At 74.3% G+C, this 16,179-nt stretch carries 14 protein-coding genes; 13 read left to right on the top strand and 1 reads right to left on the bottom strand.

The annotated features are described in order from the left end of the window. The first annotated feature begins 6 nt into the window (after window positions 1–6). The 13 genes from CP977_RS28065 to CP977_RS28005 all read left to right on the top strand — a co-directional run bounded on the left by CP977_RS28065 (window position 7) and on the right by CP977_RS28005 (window position 14,697). Complete coding sequence (locus tag CP977_RS28065; RefSeq protein WP_229991492.1) at window positions 7–927, top strand: hypothetical protein; 921 nt, start codon at window positions 7–9, stop codon at window positions 925–927. 126 nt (window positions 928–1,053) lie between these two features. Further along, window positions 1,054–1,389: an antibiotic biosynthesis monooxygenase family protein gene (locus tag CP977_RS28060; RefSeq protein WP_062751468.1), complete on the top strand. Its 336-nt coding sequence runs from the start codon at window positions 1,054–1,056 to the stop codon at window positions 1,387–1,389. Then, a complete protein-coding gene (locus CP977_RS28055; protein WP_062751469.1) occupies window positions 1,386–2,654 on the top strand; it encodes a beta-ketoacyl-[acyl-carrier-protein] synthase family protein in 1,269 nt (422 codons plus the stop codon). The genes CP977_RS28060 and CP977_RS28055 overlap by 4 nt, the downstream gene beginning before the upstream one ends. Next, window positions 2,651–3,874, top strand: coding sequence for a ketosynthase chain-length factor (locus tag CP977_RS28050; protein ID WP_062751470.1), 1,224 nt, complete (start codon window positions 2,651–2,653; stop codon window positions 3,872–3,874). The genes CP977_RS28055 and CP977_RS28050 overlap by 4 nt, the downstream gene beginning before the upstream one ends. Then, entirely contained in the window at window positions 3,871–4,905 is a 1,035-nt protein-coding gene (locus CP977_RS28045) for a ketoacyl-ACP synthase III family protein (RefSeq protein WP_062751471.1), read from the top strand. Before CP977_RS28050 ends, CP977_RS28045 begins: the two co-directional genes overlap by 4 nt. Further along, on the top strand, window positions 4,902–5,945 hold the full coding sequence (locus CP977_RS28040) for an acyltransferase domain-containing protein (RefSeq protein WP_062751472.1): 1,044 nt from the start codon (window positions 4,902–4,904) through the stop codon (window positions 5,943–5,945). Before CP977_RS28045 ends, CP977_RS28040 begins: the two co-directional genes overlap by 4 nt. A 179-nt stretch (window positions 5,946–6,124) precedes the next feature. Then, on the top strand, window positions 6,125–7,372 hold the full coding sequence (locus tag CP977_RS28035; RefSeq protein ID WP_152371016.1) for a cytochrome P450 family protein: 1,248 nt from the start codon (window positions 6,125–6,127) through the stop codon (window positions 7,370–7,372). 34 nt (window positions 7,373–7,406) lie between these two features. Beyond that, a complete protein-coding gene (locus tag CP977_RS28030; RefSeq protein ID WP_062751474.1) occupies window positions 7,407–8,687 on the top strand; it encodes an activator-dependent family glycosyltransferase in 1,281 nt (426 codons plus the stop codon). A 73-nt stretch (window positions 8,688–8,760) separates the two neighbouring features. Next, window positions 8,761–9,744, top strand: a complete 984-nt coding sequence (gene rfbB / locus CP977_RS28025) for a dTDP-glucose 4,6-dehydratase (RefSeq protein WP_062751475.1) — start codon at window positions 8,761–8,763, stop codon at window positions 9,742–9,744. An 89-nt stretch (window positions 9,745–9,833) separates the two neighbouring features. Next, entirely contained in the window at window positions 9,834–10,823 is a 990-nt protein-coding gene (locus tag CP977_RS28020) for an ATP-binding cassette domain-containing protein (RefSeq protein ID WP_062751476.1), read from the top strand. After that, window positions 10,820–11,650, top strand: coding sequence for an ABC transporter permease (locus tag CP977_RS28015; protein WP_062751477.1), 831 nt, complete (start codon window positions 10,820–10,822; stop codon window positions 11,648–11,650). Before CP977_RS28020 ends, CP977_RS28015 begins: the two co-directional genes overlap by 4 nt. Window positions 11,651–11,814: 164 nt before the next feature. Then, window positions 11,815–12,300, top strand: coding sequence for a glutathione peroxidase (locus CP977_RS28010; RefSeq protein WP_062751478.1), 486 nt, complete (start codon window positions 11,815–11,817; stop codon window positions 12,298–12,300). A 96-nt stretch (window positions 12,301–12,396) separates the two neighbouring features. Continuing rightward, entirely contained in the window at window positions 12,397–14,697 is a 2,301-nt protein-coding gene (locus tag CP977_RS28005; protein ID WP_062751479.1) for an ATP-binding cassette domain-containing protein, read from the top strand. A gap of 85 nt (window positions 14,698–14,782) precedes the next feature. Here the strand turns inward: CP977_RS28005 and CP977_RS28000 are convergent, their stop codons facing one another. After that, window positions 14,783–16,174, bottom strand: coding sequence for a nuclear transport factor 2 family protein (locus CP977_RS28000; RefSeq protein ID WP_062751480.1), 1,392 nt, complete (start codon window positions 16,172–16,174; stop codon window positions 14,783–14,785). Window positions 16,175–16,179 lie beyond the last annotated feature (5 nt).

The raw sequence follows: 16,179 nt of genomic DNA, 5'->3' as shown, positions 1-16,179 counted from the left end.
CCGATCATGCTGAGCCCGCAGGACGTGGACGACGTCTTCGACGACGAGGGCTTCCTGGAGGAACGCTTCGCCGACGTCCAGCGGCTGCTCCTCGGCTGCTCCCCCGCTCCCTGCGCCGACACCCCCGTCGACGTCCCCTCCAGCCGATTACGGGTCACCGTCCGCCCCGACGCCCCCGGCCCCCTCGGCCGCTGTTCCACCCTCCGGATCGACACCTCGTCGCCCGTGGCCCCCGCCGCGGGCCGGGTCGAGCTCGTCCTCGCCGACGACGGCTCGCTCCTCGGCCTCGCCGACGCCGGCGCCCTCGACGGCTGGCGCGCCGCCGTCCCCTCCGGTCTCGCCGCCCGCTACCTCGCGCCCCCCGGCCCACAGGCCCTGGGCCTCTTCGGCGCCGGCGAGCAGGCGTGGGCCTGCCTCCTCGTCCTGCGCCGCGCCCTCCCCTCCCTCGCCGTCGTCCGCGTCGTCGGCCGCGACCGGGCCCGCACCAGGAAGTTCGCGCTCGCCGCCGGCCGGTACACCGGCCTCACCGTCCTCGCCTCCGACGACCCCAGCGCCGGGGCCCGGCACGCCGACGTCGTCGTCGCCACCGGCGGCCACCCGCCGGTCCGCGCAGACTGGCTCACCGCCGGCGCCCTCCTCATCGACCAGACCGACACCACCCGCCCGCCGCGGCTCGCCCGCACGGCCGTCCGCGGCGTCCGCCTCGCCCCCGCCGGGCGGCCCCCGGCCACCGGCCCCTCCGGGTGCCTGGCCCTCGGCGAGATCGTCGCGGGCCGCGCCCTGCCCCGCCGCTCCGGCGCCGACATCGTCCACTACCGCTCCGCCGACCTGGCGGGCTGGAACGGCCTGGCCGCCGTCGCCGGACTCTGCCAGGCATGGCGCCGCGACCTCGGCACCCCGCTCCCCGTGGGCCGCTCGGGACGTTGACGCGGGGGCGTCGTCCAGTCGTCTTCTAGGCCTCCGCTAGGGCCCCGCGAGCCACGTCGCGGAGGGTGGCAGCTCCGTCCCGGCACCGTCACCGCCGGACTCCCGGACGATGAGGAGACCGCCGCCATGTCAGCTGAGCAGCCCGGCCCCACCACGAGCGGCCCGGCCACGTTCGTCAACAGCTTCACCCTCCGCACCAGCCCCGAGATGTTCGAGGAGATCTTCGCCCGCACCGCCCGGTTCCTGGAGGACCGGCCCGGCTTCCTCGGCTACACCCTGGTCCGCCACGTGGACGAGCCCGACCGGTACGTCAACATCGCCCGCTGGAGCGACCCGGCCGCCTTCCGCGCCGCCGTCACCGACGCCGGGTTCGCCCCGCACGCCCAGGCCCTGCGGGCGGTCAGCACCAGCAGCTCGAACCTCTACGTCGAACGCCGCAGCGTCACCGCGGAGCCCCGATGACCCGGCGCGTCGCCATCACCGGCATCGGTGTGATCGCCCCCGGCGGCATCGGGACCAAGCAGTTCTGGGACACCGTCACCGCCGGCCGCACCGCCACCCGGGCCATCAGCCTCTTCGACCCGGCCCCCTTCCGCTCCCGGATCGCGGCCGAGTGCGACTTCGACCCGGTCGAGCACGGTCTCGTCGGCGAGGACGTCGAACAGCTCGACCGCGCCGCCTTGTTCGCCCTCGCCGCGCTGCGCGAGGCGGTCGCCGACAGCGGTCTCGCCGTCGACCCCGACCGGGCGCACCGCACCGGCGTCAGCCTCGGCAGCGCCGTCGGCTGCACCCAGAAGCTGGAGCAGGAGTACCTCGCCCTCAGCGGCGGCGGCCAGGAGTGGCTGGTCGACCACACCGCCGCCGGCAGCCGCCTCTACGACCACTTCGTGCCCAGCTCCATGGCGGCCGAACTCGCCTGGACGGTCGGCGCCGAAGGCCCCTGCACCGTCGTCTCCGCGGGATGCACCTCCGGCCTCGACTCGGTCGGGCACGCCGCCGCCCTCATCCGCGAGGGCGCCGCCGACGTGATGATCGCCGGCGCGACCGACGCTCCGATCTCCCCGATCACCGTCGCCTGCTTCGACGCCATCCGCGCCACCTCGCCCCGCAACGACGACCCGGCGACCGCGCTCCGCCCCTTCGACCGGACCCGCAACGGCTTCGTCCTCGGCGAGGGCGCCGCCGTCCTCGTCCTGGAGGAGCTGGGCGCCGCCCGCCGACGGGGCGCCCGCGTCCACGCCGAGATCGCCGGCTACGCCTCCCACGGCAACGCCTACCACATGACCGGGCTCCGCCCCGACGGACGGGAACTGGCCGCCGCCGTCACCGACGCCCTCGCCGAGGCCCGGCTCCCCGCCGACGCCCTCGGCTACGTCAACGCCCACGGCACCGCCACCAAGCAGAACGACGTGCACGAGACCGCCGCCCTCAAGCGCGCCCTCGGCAGCCACGCCGCCCGCGTCCCGGTCAGCTCCATCAAGTCGATGATCGGACACTCCCTGGGCGCCATCGGCTCCATCGAGATCGCCGCCACCGCGCTCGCCCTCGCCCACGGCGTCATCCCGCCCACCGCCAACCTCCACGACCAGGACCCCGAACTCGACCTGGACTACGTGCCGCTGCACGCCCGGGAGACCCGCATGGACACCGCGCTCACGGTGGGCAGCGGCTTCGGCGGCTTCCAGAGCGCCATGGTCCTGCGCCGCCCCGAGGGGAGCACCGCATGAGCGTCGTCGTCACCGGCATGGGCGTCGTCGCCCCCACCGGCCTGGGACTCGATCGCTACTGGGCGGCGACCCTCCGCGGCGAGTCCGGCATCCGCCGCATCCGCGCCTTCGACCCCGACCGCTACCCCACCCGGCACGCCGGCGAGGTCACCGGCTTCGACCCGGCCGACCACCTGCCCGGCCGGCTCGTCCCGCAGACCGACCGCATGACCCAGTTCGCCCTCGCCGCCGCCGACTGGGCCGTCGCCGACGCGGCCGTCGACCTGGACGCCATCCCCCCGCTGGACCGGGGCGTCGTCACCGCCGGCGCCTCCGGCGGCTTCGGCTTCGGACAGCGCGAACTCCAGCACCTGTGGGGGGAGTCCCCCAAGAAGGTCAGCGCGTACATGTCCTTCGCCTGGTTCTACGCCGTCAACACCGGCCAGATCTCCATCCGGCACGGGCTGAGCGGCCCCACCGGCGTCTACGTCGGCGAACAGGCCGGCGGCCTCGACGCGGTCGCCCACGCCCGCCGCCAGGTCCGCTCCGGCACCCGGCTCATGCTCGCCGGCGGCCTGGACTGCTCGCTCTGTCCGTACGGCATGGCCGCCCAGCTCGCCGGCGGCCGGCTCAGCCCCGGGGCGTACCGCCCCTTCGACGGGCGCGCCGACGGGCACCTGCCCGGCGAGGGCGGCGCCATGCTCGTCCTGGAGAGCGCCGAGCACGCGCGGGAACGCGGCCGCCGCCCGTACGGCGAGATCGCCGGCTTCGGTTCCACCTTCGACCCCCGCCCCGGGTCCGGCCGTCCGCCGACCCTGCGGCGCGCCGTCGAACAGGCCCTCGCCGACGCCGGCACGGACCCCGGGGAGATCGCGCTCGTCCTCGCCGACGGCGCCGGGCTGCCCGAACCGGACGCCGCCGAGGCCGCCGTGCTCACCGAGGTGTTCGGCCCCCGCGGCGTCCCCGTCACCGTGCCCAAGACGGGCACCGGCCGCCTCTACTCCGGCGCCGGACCGCTCGACGTCGCCACCGCCCTGCTCGCCCTGCGCGACGGGCTCGCCCCGCCGACCCCCGGCGTCGACCGGGTGCCCGACGCGTACGGCCTCGACCTGGTCCGGGACCGGCCGCGCCCCGTCACCGGCACCGCCGCCCTGGTCCTCGCCCGTGGCCACCACGGTTTCAACAGCGCCCTGGTCGTCCGCTCCGCGGGCCCCGCCGTCCCCGCCGGAGCCGCCGCGTGAACACGGGAGAGCTGTACGTCCGGGGCACCGGCGTCTGGCTGCCGCCCGCCGAGCGGGTGGCCGACGCCGTCGCCGACGGCCGCTGCGATCCGGCCGTCGCCCGCGCCACCCGGATGGAGTCGGTCACCGTCTCCGCGGGCGACGCAGGGCCCGAGATGGCCGTCCGGGCCGCGCGCACCGCGCTCGCCCGGGCCTGCGCCGGCCCCGCCGACATCGACCTGGTGCTGCACGCCAGCTTCTACCACCAGGGCTTCGACATCTGGGCCCCCGCCTCGTACGTCCAGCACCACTCCGTCGGGAACCACTGCCCGGCGATGGAGGTCCGCCAGGTCTCCAACGGCGGCATGGCCGCCCTCGACCTGGCCTGGGCCTACCTCGCCGCCGACCCCGGCCGGTCCGGCGCCCTGCTCACCACCGGCGACCGCTTCTGCCCGCCCGGCTTCGACCGCTGGCGCAGCGATCCGGGCACCTTCTACGCCGACGGCGGCACCGCCCTCGTCGTCTCCCGGCGCTCCGGCTTCGCCCGGGTCCGCTCCGTCGCCACCGTCTCCGCCCCCGACCTGGAGGGCATGCACCGCGGCGACGACCCCTTCGCGGCCGCTCCGCTCGGCCACCGGCCGGTCGTCGACCTGGAGGCGCACAAGCGGGACTTCCTCGCCCGTTACGGCACCTCCCCGGCCGTCGCCCGGGTCTCCGCGGGCCAGGAGACGGTGGTCAAGCAGGCGCTCGCCGAGGCCGGGCTCGGGCTCGGCGACGTCGACCGCTTCGTCCTGCCCCATCTCGGCCACCGCCGGCTCCAGGTCGCCTACCTCGCCAAGTTCGGCATCGACCCCGACCGCACCACCTGGTCCTGGAGCCGCACCGTCGGGCACCTGGGCGCGGGCGACCCCTTCGCCGGACTCGACCACCTCGTCTCCGAAGGCTCTCTCGGCCCCGGCGACACCTGTCTCCTCTTCGGCGTCGGAGCCGGCTTCAGCTGGTCCTGCGCCGTCGTCGAGATCCTCACCCGACCCGACCGGAGGGACCGATGACCGACCGCACGGCGCCACCCGCCGGCCTCCCGGACGCCCGTCCCGTCGCCCTGCTGCTGCCCGGCCAGGGCTCCCAGCACGTCCGCATGGCGGCCGGACTCCACGGCGTCGAGCCCGTCTTCACCGACGCCGTGGAGGAGGCCCTCGCCGCGCTCGCCGCCCCCGGTCCGCTCGGCCGCCGGACGCCCGGGCTGCGCGAGGACTGGCTCGGCAGCACGGACAGCGCGGTCGTCGACCACGTCACCCGCTCCCAGCCGCTGCTCTTCGCCGTCGACTACGCCCTCGGCCGGCTCGTCCTCGACTGGGGCGTCCGCCCCGTCGCCCTGCTCGGCCACAGCATCGGCGAGGTCGCCGCCGCCGTCCTCGCCGGGGTCTTCACCCTGCGGGACGCCGCCGCCCTCGTCCACGACCGCGTCACCCGGCTCGCGGACGCCCCGCCCGGCGGCATGATCGCGGTCGCCGCCGCCCCGGAGGAGATCGCCCCGCTGCTCGGCGACGAGGTCGTGGTCGCGGCCCTCAACGCGACGCGTCAGACCGTCCTCGCCGGACCCGCCGGACCGCTGCGCGCCGTCACCGGGGACCTGCGGGCCGCCGGCTTCGTGGTGCGGCCGGTGGCCGCCTCCACCGCCTTCCACAGCCCGGTGCTCGCCCCGGCCATGGCGGGCGCCGACGACCGCATAGCCACCCTGCCGGTCGGCGACCCCGCCATCCCCGTCATGTCCGGCTACACCGGCCGCTACCTGACCCCCGCCGAGGCGAAGGAGCCCGGGTTCTGGTCCCGGCAGCCCCTCGACCCGGTCCTCTTCCGGCCCGCCCTCGACGCCCTCCTCGACGGCCGGGACCTGGTCCTCGTCGAGGCCGGGCCCGGGCAGGGCCTGTCCCAGCTGGCCCGCCGCCACCCGGCCGTCCGCTCCGGGCGGTCCGCCGCCGTCCCGCTGCTGCCGGCCTCGGCCGGGCCGCCCGGGGCCGATCTCGCCGCCGTGCGCGCCGCGGCCGGACGGCTCCGGCCCGGGCGGGCGGAGGGGCCCGCGGGGGTGTAGCCCGAGTCGAGTGCCCCTGGAGGTGGCGTGGTTAGCGTCGGAAGCGACCTTCCCGCCGTCTCGGCGCGAACGCCGTTCCGTACCGGGACGGCTCATGGACCGCAGGACGTCCAGGGCCTGCGCCGCACGTACCAGACCTGCCCATACCGGACCCGAGGGTCCCTTCCGAGGACGGTGTCATGCTGACCGAGCAGACCAACAGCGAGCTGGGCCGCCACCTGCTGACCATCCGGGGCGTCCAGTTCATCTTCGGCGCCCAGGGCGACCCCTTCGCCCTGATCCTCCGCGCCGGCGACGACGACCCGCTCAGCCACGGCGAGCGCGCCCGCGAGCAGGGCCTGCACGAGAGCGCGGCGGGCGCGTGGGTCACCGCGAGCCACGCGCTGGGCGCGCGGATCCTCGGCGATCCCCGCTTCTCCGCGCGCCACGCGGAGGAGGGGCCGCAGCACCACCCGGGCGTCGACGTCTGGGACGATCCGCTGCTCTGCCACGTCGTCCCCGTCGACGACGCCCGCCTCAACCTGGAACCCGCCGCCTACGAGCGGCTGGCGTCGATCGCCGCCCCGCTCCTCGGCGCGGACGCGCTGGCCGACCGGGCCGCCGACGTGGAGCGCGCCTACCGGGAGGCGCTCGCGGAGGCCGGTGCCCGCTTCGACCTGTACCGGGACGTCGCCGTCCCCGCCGCGCTCACCGTGGTCGCCGGGCTGCTCGGGCTGCCGGACGGCGGCCGGGAGCGGCTCGCCGGGCTGCACGCCGGACTGGCCACCGCCTTCGACGCCGGTCACTGCCCGCAGCAGCTCCCCGCCGCCCGCGCCTTCCTGGAGGCCGAGACCGCGCTCTCCGAGGAGCTGGGCTCCCTGGTCTCCTCCGGCCTGGCCACCGGTCTCGCCGGGCTTCCCGGGGCGTCCCCCGAGGACGCCGTCTCGATCGGCGTGCTCGCCGTCGTCGTCGGCGTCGAGGCCACCGCGACCGCCGTCTGCAACGCGGTGGAGGTCCTGCTGGCCCGTCCCGGGGAGTGGGAGCGCCTGACCCGTGACCCGTCCCGCGCGGCCGGGGCCGTCCGGGAGGCGCTGCGGCTCGCGCCGCCGCTCCGCTTCGAGAGCCGGATCGCCCGCGAGGCCGTCGAGCTCGACGGGCGGACCGTCGAGGAGGGCTGGCGGGTCGTCGTCCTGGTCGACGCGGCCAACCGCGACCCGGAGGTCTTCCCGGACCCCGACGCCTTCGACCCGGAGCGGCCCGGGGACCTCTCGCTGACCCGTACCGGGGGGCCGGCCGACGCCGTCACCGCCGACCTGGTGCGGATCCAGACCGAGGCGGCCGTCCGCGTCCTCGCCGAGCAGCGGCCGGCCCTGCGGATCGGCGCCGAGGTGCTGCGCCGTTCCCGTTCCGCCGTCCTGCGCGGCGTGCTGCGCTTCCCCCTCGCATGAGCCGCCCGTCGCCCACCACGGAAGGAGGCGCGCGGTGCGCGTGCTGCTGACCGCGTTCGCCCAGGACGCGCATCTCAACGGGATCGTGCCGCTGGCGTGGGCGCTGCGCACCGCCGGCCACGAGGTGCGGGTCGCCAGCCAGCCCGGTGCGGTCGAGTCGATCACCCGGGCCGGGCTGACCGCCGTGCCGGTGGGCGAGGACCACCGCATGGACGACGTCATCCGCTCCGTCGGGCACGGCATGCTCCTGCACCACCTGGACCGGGACTACCTGGAGAACCGGCCCGAGCGGTTGAGCACCGACTACCTGCGGGCGTCCAACGCGATCCTGACGTCGACCTTCTACCCGCAGATCAACAACGAGTCGATGATCGACGGGCTGGTGGAGTTCGCCCGGTTCTGGCGTCCCGACCTGGTCCTGTGGGAGCCGTTCACCTTCGCGGGGGCCGTCGCGGCGAAGGCGTCGGGGGCGGCGCACGCCCGGCTGCTGGCCTTCCCCGACCTGTTCGCCCGCACCCATCTGGAGCTGCGCCGCCGCCAGGCGGAGCTGCCGCCGGAGCTGCGCGACGACCCGATGGAGGAGTGGCTCGCGTACACCCTCGACCGGCACGGGGCCGCCTTCGACCCCGACGTCGTCACCGGGCAGTGGTCCGTCGACCAGATGCCCGCCGGGGTGCGGATGGAGCTGGGCCTGCCCCTGCTGCCCATGCGGTACGTCCCGTACAACGGCCCCGGTCCGGCCGTCGTCCCGGAGTGGCTGCACGGGCCGCCGGAGCGGCGCCGGGTCTGTCTCACCCTGGGGCTGACGATCCGGGACACGGAGTTCCCGAACGCCATCGACCTCGACGAGGTGCTGGCCTCGGTCGGCGACCTGGACGTGGAGGTGGTCGCCACCCTGAGCGAAACCGAGCTGGCCGGGGTCTCGAAGGTTCCGGACAACATCAGGGTGGTGGACCACGTCGCCATGCTGGCGCTGCTGCCGACCTGCTCGGCGATCGTCCACCACGGCGGCGCGGGCACCTGGGCGACGGCCGCCGCCTACGGCGTGCCGCAGGTGGCGCTCGGCTGGATGTGGGACGCCATCTACCGGGCGCAGCGTCTGGAGGACCTGGGCGCCGGCCTGCACCTGCACTCGGAGGGGCTGACCGTGGACGTGCTCCGCGACAAGCTGGTCCGGGTGCTGGACGAGCCGTCGTTCCGGGACGGGGCGGGGCGGCTGCGCCGGTCGATGCTGACGGCGCCGGCCCCGAACGAGGTGGTGCCGGCCCTCGAGAAGCTGACGGCACGGCACCGTCCGGCGACCGCCGGGCTCTGACGGACCACGCGGCGGACGGGCGGACGGGGCCGGCGCTCCCGTCCGCCCGCCGTACGACAAGGAGGGAACAGGCGTGAACATCCTGGTGACCGGCGCGGCCGGCTTCATCGGCTCGCACTTCGCACGCACGCTGCTGGACGGCGCCCGGCCGGGGCACGAGGGCGACCGGGTGACCGCGCTGGACCGGCTCACCTACGCGGGCACCCTGAACAACCTGCCCCTCGGGCATCCGCGGCTGGCCTTCGTCCGCGGCGACGTCTGCGACACGGCCCTGCTGGACGAGGTGGTGCCGGGGCACGACGCCGTGGTGCACTTCGCCGCGGAGTCGCACGTGGACCGCTCGGTGGAGGGTGCCGAGGCGTTCGTCCGCACCAATGTGCTCGGCACCCAGGCGCTGCTGGACGCCGCGCTGCGGCACGGCGTCCGGACCTTCGTCCAGGTCTCCACGGACGAGGTGTACGGGTCGATCGCGGAGGGGCGCTGGAGCGAGGAGGAGCCGCTGCTCCCCAACTCGCCGTACGCGGCGTCGAAGGCGGCCGCGGACCTCTTCGCCCGCGCGTACGCCCGTACCCACGGGCTCGACGTGCGGATCACCCGGTGCGCCAACAACTACGGTCCCGGGCAGCACCCGGAGAAGCTGATCCCGCGCTTCGTCACCCGGCTCCTCGACGGGCTGCCGGTGCCGCTGTACGGGGACGGGTCGAACCTCCGGGAGTGGCTGCACGTCGACGACCACTGCCGGGCGGTGCTGCTGGTGCTGGACCGGGGCCGGCCCGGGGAGGTCTACAACGTGGGCGGCGGCACCACGCTCAGCAACCGTGAGATGACCGCCCGGCTGCTGGACCTGTGCGGGCGGGGCTGGGACCTGGTGGAGCGGGTCGAGGACCGCAAGGGCCACGACTTCCGGTACGCGGTGGACGACGCCAAGATCCGGCGCGAGCTGGGGTACGCGCCCCGCAGGTCGTTCGAGGCCGAACTGGCCTCGACGGTGGCCTGGTACGCCTCCCACCGCGACCATTGGGAGCCCGCCGGAGCCGCCCCGGCCCACCCTTGCTAAAACTTGAATATCCCGAGCGCCCTCCCCTATGCTCGCGGGGTACCCAAATTTGAGCACCCAAGGGCAAACGCCTGAAAGAAGGGGTGGGCATGGCTGACGCCGACCTGGCGATCCAGACCGAGGCTCTGAGGAAGAAATACGGCGACAAGGAGGCCCTCTCCGGGTTCGATCTCGAGGTACCGCGCGGGGTGGTCTACGGGCTGCTCGGCCCCAACGGCGCCGGCAAGACGACGGCGGTCCGCGTCCTGTCCACCCTGCTGAGGGCGGACGGGGGAACGGCCCGCGTCGCCGGCTACGACGTCTCCACCCAGGCCGCCCAGGTCCGGCAGCGGATCGGCCTCCTGGGCCAGCACGCCGCCGTCGACGAGGACCTGAGCGGCCGTCAGAACCTGGTGATGTTCGGCCGCCTCTACCACATCGGCAAGCGCAACGCGCAGCTCCGCGCCGACGAGCTGCTGGAGCGCTTCGGCCTCACCGAGGCCGGGAACAAGCCGGCCAAGCAGTACTCCGGAGGCATGCGGCGGCGCCTCGACCTCGCCGCCAGCCTCATCCTCGCCCCCGGCGTCCTCTTCCTCGACGAGCCCACCACCGGACTCGACCCCCGGGGACGCAACGACGTCTGGGAGTCCGTCCGCGGGCTCGTCGCCGACGGACGCACCGTGCTGCTCACCACGCAGTACCTCGAAGAGGCCGACCAGCTCGCCGACATGATCTCCCTGATCGACGGCGGCCGGGTCGTCCAGACCGGCACCCCCGACCAGCTCAAGAACATGCTGGGCGGCGACCGCATCGAGGTCGTGCTCCGCAGGCCCCACGAGCTCGACGCCGCCGGCCGGATCATCGGCTCCCTCGTCGGCTCCGCCCCCGACGTGGACACGGACAACCGCCGCGTCGGCGCCGTCGTCGAGAACCGGGTCGCCGCCCTCACCTCGGTCGCCCGCGCCCTCGAGGAGAACGGCATCGAGGCGGAGGACATCGCCCTGCGCCGCCCGACCCTCGACGAGGTCTTCCTCAGCCTGACGGGCAACGGATCCGCCGTCTCCGCCGAGCAGCGCGACAAGGAGGTCATCCCCTCATGACCGCGATCATCGCCCCCGAGGTGCCGACCAACCCCGTCGCCAAACTGGGCTGGGTCCTCGCCGACGCCTGGACGCTCACCCTCCGCGGGCTCTCCCACTGGGCCCGCAACCCCACCCAGATCCTCGCCGGACTCGCCTTCCCGATCCTGATGGTCCTGCTCTTCGGCGGGATCTTCGGCAGCGGGATGCAGGTCGAGGGCGGCGGGGACTACATGGAGTACCTGATGCCCGGCATGTTCGTCATGTCGATGGCCTTCGGCATCGGCGAGACCATGGCCGGCGTCACCGCCGACGCCTCCAAGGGCGTGACGGACCGCTTCCGCTCCATGCCCATGTCCGCCGGATCGGTCGTCCTCGGCCAGTCCATCGTGAACATGCTGTACAGCACCGTGGTCCTCGTCATCCTCATGGGGTGCGGCGCCATCGCCGGCTGGGGCTGGCACGACGGCTTCGCCCCCGCGCTCGGCGGCTTCGCCCTGCTCCTCCTGCTCCGGTTCGCACTGCTCTGGGTCGGCATCTACCTCGGCCTCGTCATCAGCTCCCCGGAGGCGGCCTCCGCCGTCTACACGCTGCTGTTCCCGCTCGGCATCGTCGCCAACACCTTCGCCTCCCCGGAGATGATGCCGGGCTGGCTCGGCACGATCGCCGAATGGAACCCGCTCTCCTCCACCGCCCACGCCACCCGTGAACTCTTCGGCAACCCGGGCGTCGGGGGCACCTCCTGGATCGCCGAGAACGCCATGCTCATGTCGTTCGTCTGGCCGCTCCTGATCTTCCTGGTGTTCTTCCCCCTCGCCGTCCGCAAGTACCGCGCCCTGAGCCGGTAACGGACCCCGACCGGGTGCGGACCCGCGACCCCCGGACGGGTCCGCACCCACCCGCCTCCCGGGCCCCGGACGGGGCCCGGGAGGACCGCTCCGTCGAGCGGGCGCCGAGAGCCCCCCGAGGCGGAGTCGACCGGCCCCTGACCGACCCGGCCTAGCGTGCGGACATGACCCTCTTCGACATCCCCGTCACCGGACTCGACGGAACCCCCGACCTCCTCGCCCGCCACCGGGACAGCCCCCTGCTCGTCGTCAACGTCGCCTCCGGGTGCGCGCTCGCCGCCGGGCAGTACCCCGCCCTGGAGGCGCTCGCGCACGAGCACCGGGCGGACGGCCTCGTCGTCGTCGGCGTGCCCTGCAACCAGTTCGGCGCACAGGAGCCGGGCACCGCCGAGGAGATCACCGCCCACTGCTCCGTACGCGGGATCACCTTCCCCCACACGGAGAAGATCGAGGTCAACGGGGCGGGCCGGCACCCGCTCTACACGGCCCTCACACCGCTCGCCGACCCGGAGGGCCACACCGGCGACGTGCGCTGGAACTTCGAGAAGTTCCTCGTCTCCGCCGCCGGCCGCCCCGTGGGCCGCTTCGCGCCCACGGTCGACCCCGCAGACCCCGCCCTGCTGGAGGCCGTCCGCGCCCAGCTGCGCTGAGTCCGGAGGGCCGACGCCGTACCGCACCGCACAACGCCCGTACCGCACGGCGTCCGTCCCGCGACGCCACGCCACACGCCGCAGAGAGGACCATTCGTGAACCAGACGCCACCCACCGCACCGGACGAGGGCATCCGGGTCGTCGGTGCCCGGGAGAACAACCTCAAGAACGTCTCGCTCGTCATCCCCAAGAACCGGATCACGGTCTTCGTCGGCGTCTCCGGATCCGGTAAGTCCTCCCTGGTCTTCGACACCGTCGCCGTGGAGGCCCAGCGCCAGCTCAACGCCACCTTCCCCTGGAACATCCGGCACGACCTCCCCAAGTTCGAACGTCCGCACGTCGACGCCGTCACGAAGATCACCACCCCGGTCGTCGTCGACCAGCGCCCCCTCGGCGGCAACGCCCGCTCGACCGTCGGCACCGTCACCGACGTCTACACCGTGATGCGCGTCCTCTTCGCCAACCACGGCAACGACGGCCTCGGCCAGACCTGGCTGTACTCCTTCAACGACCCCAAGGGCATGTGCCCCGAGTGCGAGGGGCTCGGCCGCGCCCGCCGCCCCAACCCCGAGCTGATGATCGACCGCTCGCGGTCGATCGCGGAGGGCGCCATCCGGCTCCCCGGACACACCGTCGGCAGCACCAGCTGGCAGTTCTACGCCCGCTACGAGCACCTCGACGCCGACAAGAAGATCGCCGACTACACCGAGGAGGAGCTGCACACCCTCCTCCACGGCAGCGGCGGCACCGTCGAGATCACCTACCCCAACGGCAACGTCCTGGCCCTCAAGTACGAAGGGCTGGTCGACAGCTTCGTCCGCCGCCACCTCAAGCGCGACTCGGCCGGCATGAGCAAGGCGGCCCGCGACGCGGCGGCCGAGTTCTTCACCGAGGGCCGCTGCCCCGCCTGCGAGGGCGCCCGCCTCAACCAGAAGGCCCTGGCCACCCGGATCGACGGCCGGAACATCGCCGACTGGACCCAGATGCAGGTCAGCGACCTCATCGGCGTCGTCGCCGCGCTCCAGGAGCGCCTGGACACCCCGCTCGTCGCCACCATCCGCGAGACGCTGGAGCAGATCGAGTCGATCGGCCTGGGCTACCTCACCCTCGACCGCTCCACCTCCAGCCTCTCCGGCGGCGAGGGCCAGCGGCTCAAGCTCGTCAACCACCTCGGCAGCGAACTCACCGGCCTCACCTACATCTTCGACGAGCCCAGCGTCGGGCTGCACCCGCGCGACGTCAGCCGGCTCAACGAACTGATCCGGGCCCTGCGCGACAAGGGCAACACCGTCCTCGTCGTCGAGCACGACCCCGACGTGATGGCCGTCGCCGACCACATCGTCGAGATCGGCCCGAAGGCCGGCGTGCACGGCGGCACGGTCGTCTTCGAGGGGAGCCACGCCGAACTGCGGGAGGCCGACACGCTCACCGGGCAGGGGCTGCGGCGTCCCGGCGGCCTCAAGGAGACCCCGCGCCCCTTCGGCCGGACCCTGCCGATCCGCGACGCCACCGTGCACAACCTGAAGAACGTCTCCACCGAGATCCCGGCCGGCGTCCTCACCGCCGTCACCGGTGTCGCGGGCGCCGGCAAGAGCTCCCTCATCGCCCACGCCTTCCGCGAGCAGTACCCGAACGCGGTCTTCGTCGACCAGTCGTCCATCCCGCGCTCCTCCCGCTCCACCCCGGCCAGCTACCTCAAGCTGATGGACCCGATCCGGAAGCTCTTCGCCAAGGCGAGCGGCGAGGACGCAAGCCTCTTCAGCTTCAACTCCAAGGGCGCCTGCGAGGAGTGCGAGGGCCGCGGCGTCCTCATCACCGAGGTCGCCTACATGGACCCGGTCACCACCCACTGCGAGAGCTGCGGGGGGCGCCGCTTCAAGGAGGCGGTCCTCCGCCACCACGTGCGCGGCAAGAACATCGCCGACGTGCTGGAGATGTCGGCGGAGGAGGCCGTCTCGTTCTTCCCGTCGGGCCCGCTGCGCACCCGGGTCGGCGCCCTGATGGAGACCGGCATCGGCTACCTCGGCCTCGGGCAGTCGCTCGCGACCCTCTCCGGCGGCGAGCGCCAGCGGCTCAAGCTCGCCGACCGGCTCTCCGGCTCGGGCACCGTCTACATCCTGGACGAGCCGACCACCGGCCTGCACCTGTCGGACATCGACATGCTGCTCGGCCTGCTCAACCGGATCGTGGACCGGGGCAACACGGTCGTCGTCATCGAGCACGACCTCGCCGTCATCGCCCAGGCGGACTGGGTGATCGACCTCGGTCCCGAAGGCGGCAACACCGGCGGCGAGATCGTCTTCACCGGCCCGCCCGCCGAGCTCCTGAAGGCCCCGCACTCGCACACGGCGGAGCACCTGCGGCTGTATCTGGACGGCCTCGTCCCGGCGGTCTGACCTCCCCGCCTCCCGGGGAACGGTTCGGGGCCGTGCCGCGTGTCCGCGGCACGGCCCCGTCCCCGTCCTCGCTCCCGTCCGGGGGTCAGACGCCGTCGTGGTCGACCCGGCGGTGCCTGACCGCCCAGCCGCCGTCGACGGGGACCAGCTCGTCCTCGCAGACGGCGCTCAGGTGCAGTACGGTCGGGCCGCCCGGCGGGGTCGCCAGGACCTGCGCGTACGAGCGGGCGCGGACCGCTCCGTCGGCCGCCGGGTCCACGGTGAGCATGCCGAAGACGTGCCTGCGCCGCTGCGGGTCCGCGGCGAGCCGCGCCCGGCCGGCGCGCACGGCGGCGGCGATGGCCGCACGGCCCCGGACCGGCTCCGCGCCGGAGTTCTGGGCGAAGACGCCGTCCTCGGTGAAGGTGGCGGCCCACTCCTCCGCGCGGCCCTCGTCGAGGTGCCGCATCTGCTCGGCGTAGAACCGCTGCACGGAGACGTACACGTCGTGGCCGACGGGCCCGGCGGCGCGCAGCCCGCCGGCGTGGGCCGCCGCGTGGCCGAGGGTGGCCCGGCTGTTGCGGCCGAGGGCCTCGCGGACGAACTCCCGGGCGCGGGCGACGTCGGCGTCCGGGCCGAGGACGTCCCGCACCGCGCCGGGGGCGATCCGCACGGTGTGCCGGGAGGTGACCACGCAGCCGTCGCCGTCCTCCTCGAAGATCCACTCGCCGGTGTGGGCGTCCATGAGGGCGGGGGTGTGGGTCTGCTTGTAGACGATCCGCTCGGCCGGGAAGCAGATCCGCACGGACCGGGTGGTGTGGACGGAGCCGTCGGCGGTGCGGGTGTCCATCTCCAGCACCTGCTCGCCGGGGACCTCCTCGGTGAGCGAGACCCTGGTGACGTGCGGCAGCCGTTCGGTCCACCGGTCGGCGGCGCGGACGAACTCGTAGGCGTCCTTGGCCGATCCGTCGATCCGTACCGTGTCGTCGAAGGTGAGGACGAGGTCGTCGGAGGCCGTCTCGGCGGCGGCGCGCAGCGCCCGGAGTTCGGATTCCGTGTTGGTGTCGACGGCGCGGCGGATCCAGGCCACGTTCTCGGGGTCGTCGCCGACCGCGGTGAAGGTGTGGACGAAGCGCACCCGGGTGCGCCGCTCCCCCAGTGGTTCGAGGTGCCAGGCGCCGCCCATGCTCGCCACCGGCGCCTGCGAGCGCTCCTGACGGAACGTCACCGTCAGCGCCGAGCTGTCGAGTTCGCGGCGCGATGTCCAGTTCTTGACGGCTCCGTTGGCGGTCGCCCAGATGCGCAGGCGTTCCACGCCGTCCTTCCCCCCGCCGCCCTCCAGGACCTCGACGTGCAGGTTGGGCGGGAAGTGGACGGGCCAGCGGGCGGCGTCGGCGACCAGCTCGTAGACCGTCCCGGCCGGGGCGTCCACCTCGATCTCGTGGACGGTCTCGTGCACGGTGGGGGCGGCGGCCGTCTGCGGGTTCTCGTCGGACATGACTC

Source organism: Streptomyces cinereoruber, from assembly GCF_009299385.1.
GTDB classification, from domain to species: Bacteria; Actinomycetota; Actinomycetes; order Streptomycetales; family Streptomycetaceae; genus Streptomyces; species Streptomyces bikiniensis.
Note: the sequence above shows the minus strand (reverse complement) of the source record. Positions and strands in the feature narration are given on the sequence as shown.

Coding starts and splice junctions, on each gene's coding strand:
- CP977_RS28065 (WP_229991492.1), top strand. CDS start 7: ATGCTGAGCCCGCAGGACGTGGACGACGTCTTCGACGACGAGGGCTTC.
- CP977_RS28060 (WP_062751468.1), top strand. CDS start 1,054: ATGTCAGCTGAGCAGCCCGGCCCCACCACGAGCGGCCCGGCCACGTTC.
- CP977_RS28055 (WP_062751469.1), top strand. CDS start 1,386: ATGACCCGGCGCGTCGCCATCACCGGCATCGGTGTGATCGCCCCCGGC.
- CP977_RS28050 (WP_062751470.1), top strand. CDS start 2,651: ATGAGCGTCGTCGTCACCGGCATGGGCGTCGTCGCCCCCACCGGCCTG.
- CP977_RS28040 (WP_062751472.1), top strand. CDS start 4,902: ATGACCGACCGCACGGCGCCACCCGCCGGCCTCCCGGACGCCCGTCCC.
- CP977_RS28035 (WP_152371016.1), top strand. CDS start 6,125: ATGCTGACCGAGCAGACCAACAGCGAGCTGGGCCGCCACCTGCTGACC.
- CP977_RS28020 (WP_062751476.1), top strand. CDS start 9,834: ATGGCTGACGCCGACCTGGCGATCCAGACCGAGGCTCTGAGGAAGAAA.
- CP977_RS28015 (WP_062751477.1), top strand. CDS start 10,820: ATGACCGCGATCATCGCCCCCGAGGTGCCGACCAACCCCGTCGCCAAA.
- CP977_RS28010 (WP_062751478.1), top strand. CDS start 11,815: ATGACCCTCTTCGACATCCCCGTCACCGGACTCGACGGAACCCCCGAC.
- CP977_RS28000 (WP_062751480.1), bottom strand. CDS start 16,174: ATGTCCGACGAGAACCCGCAGACGGCCGCCGCCCCCACCGTGCACGAG.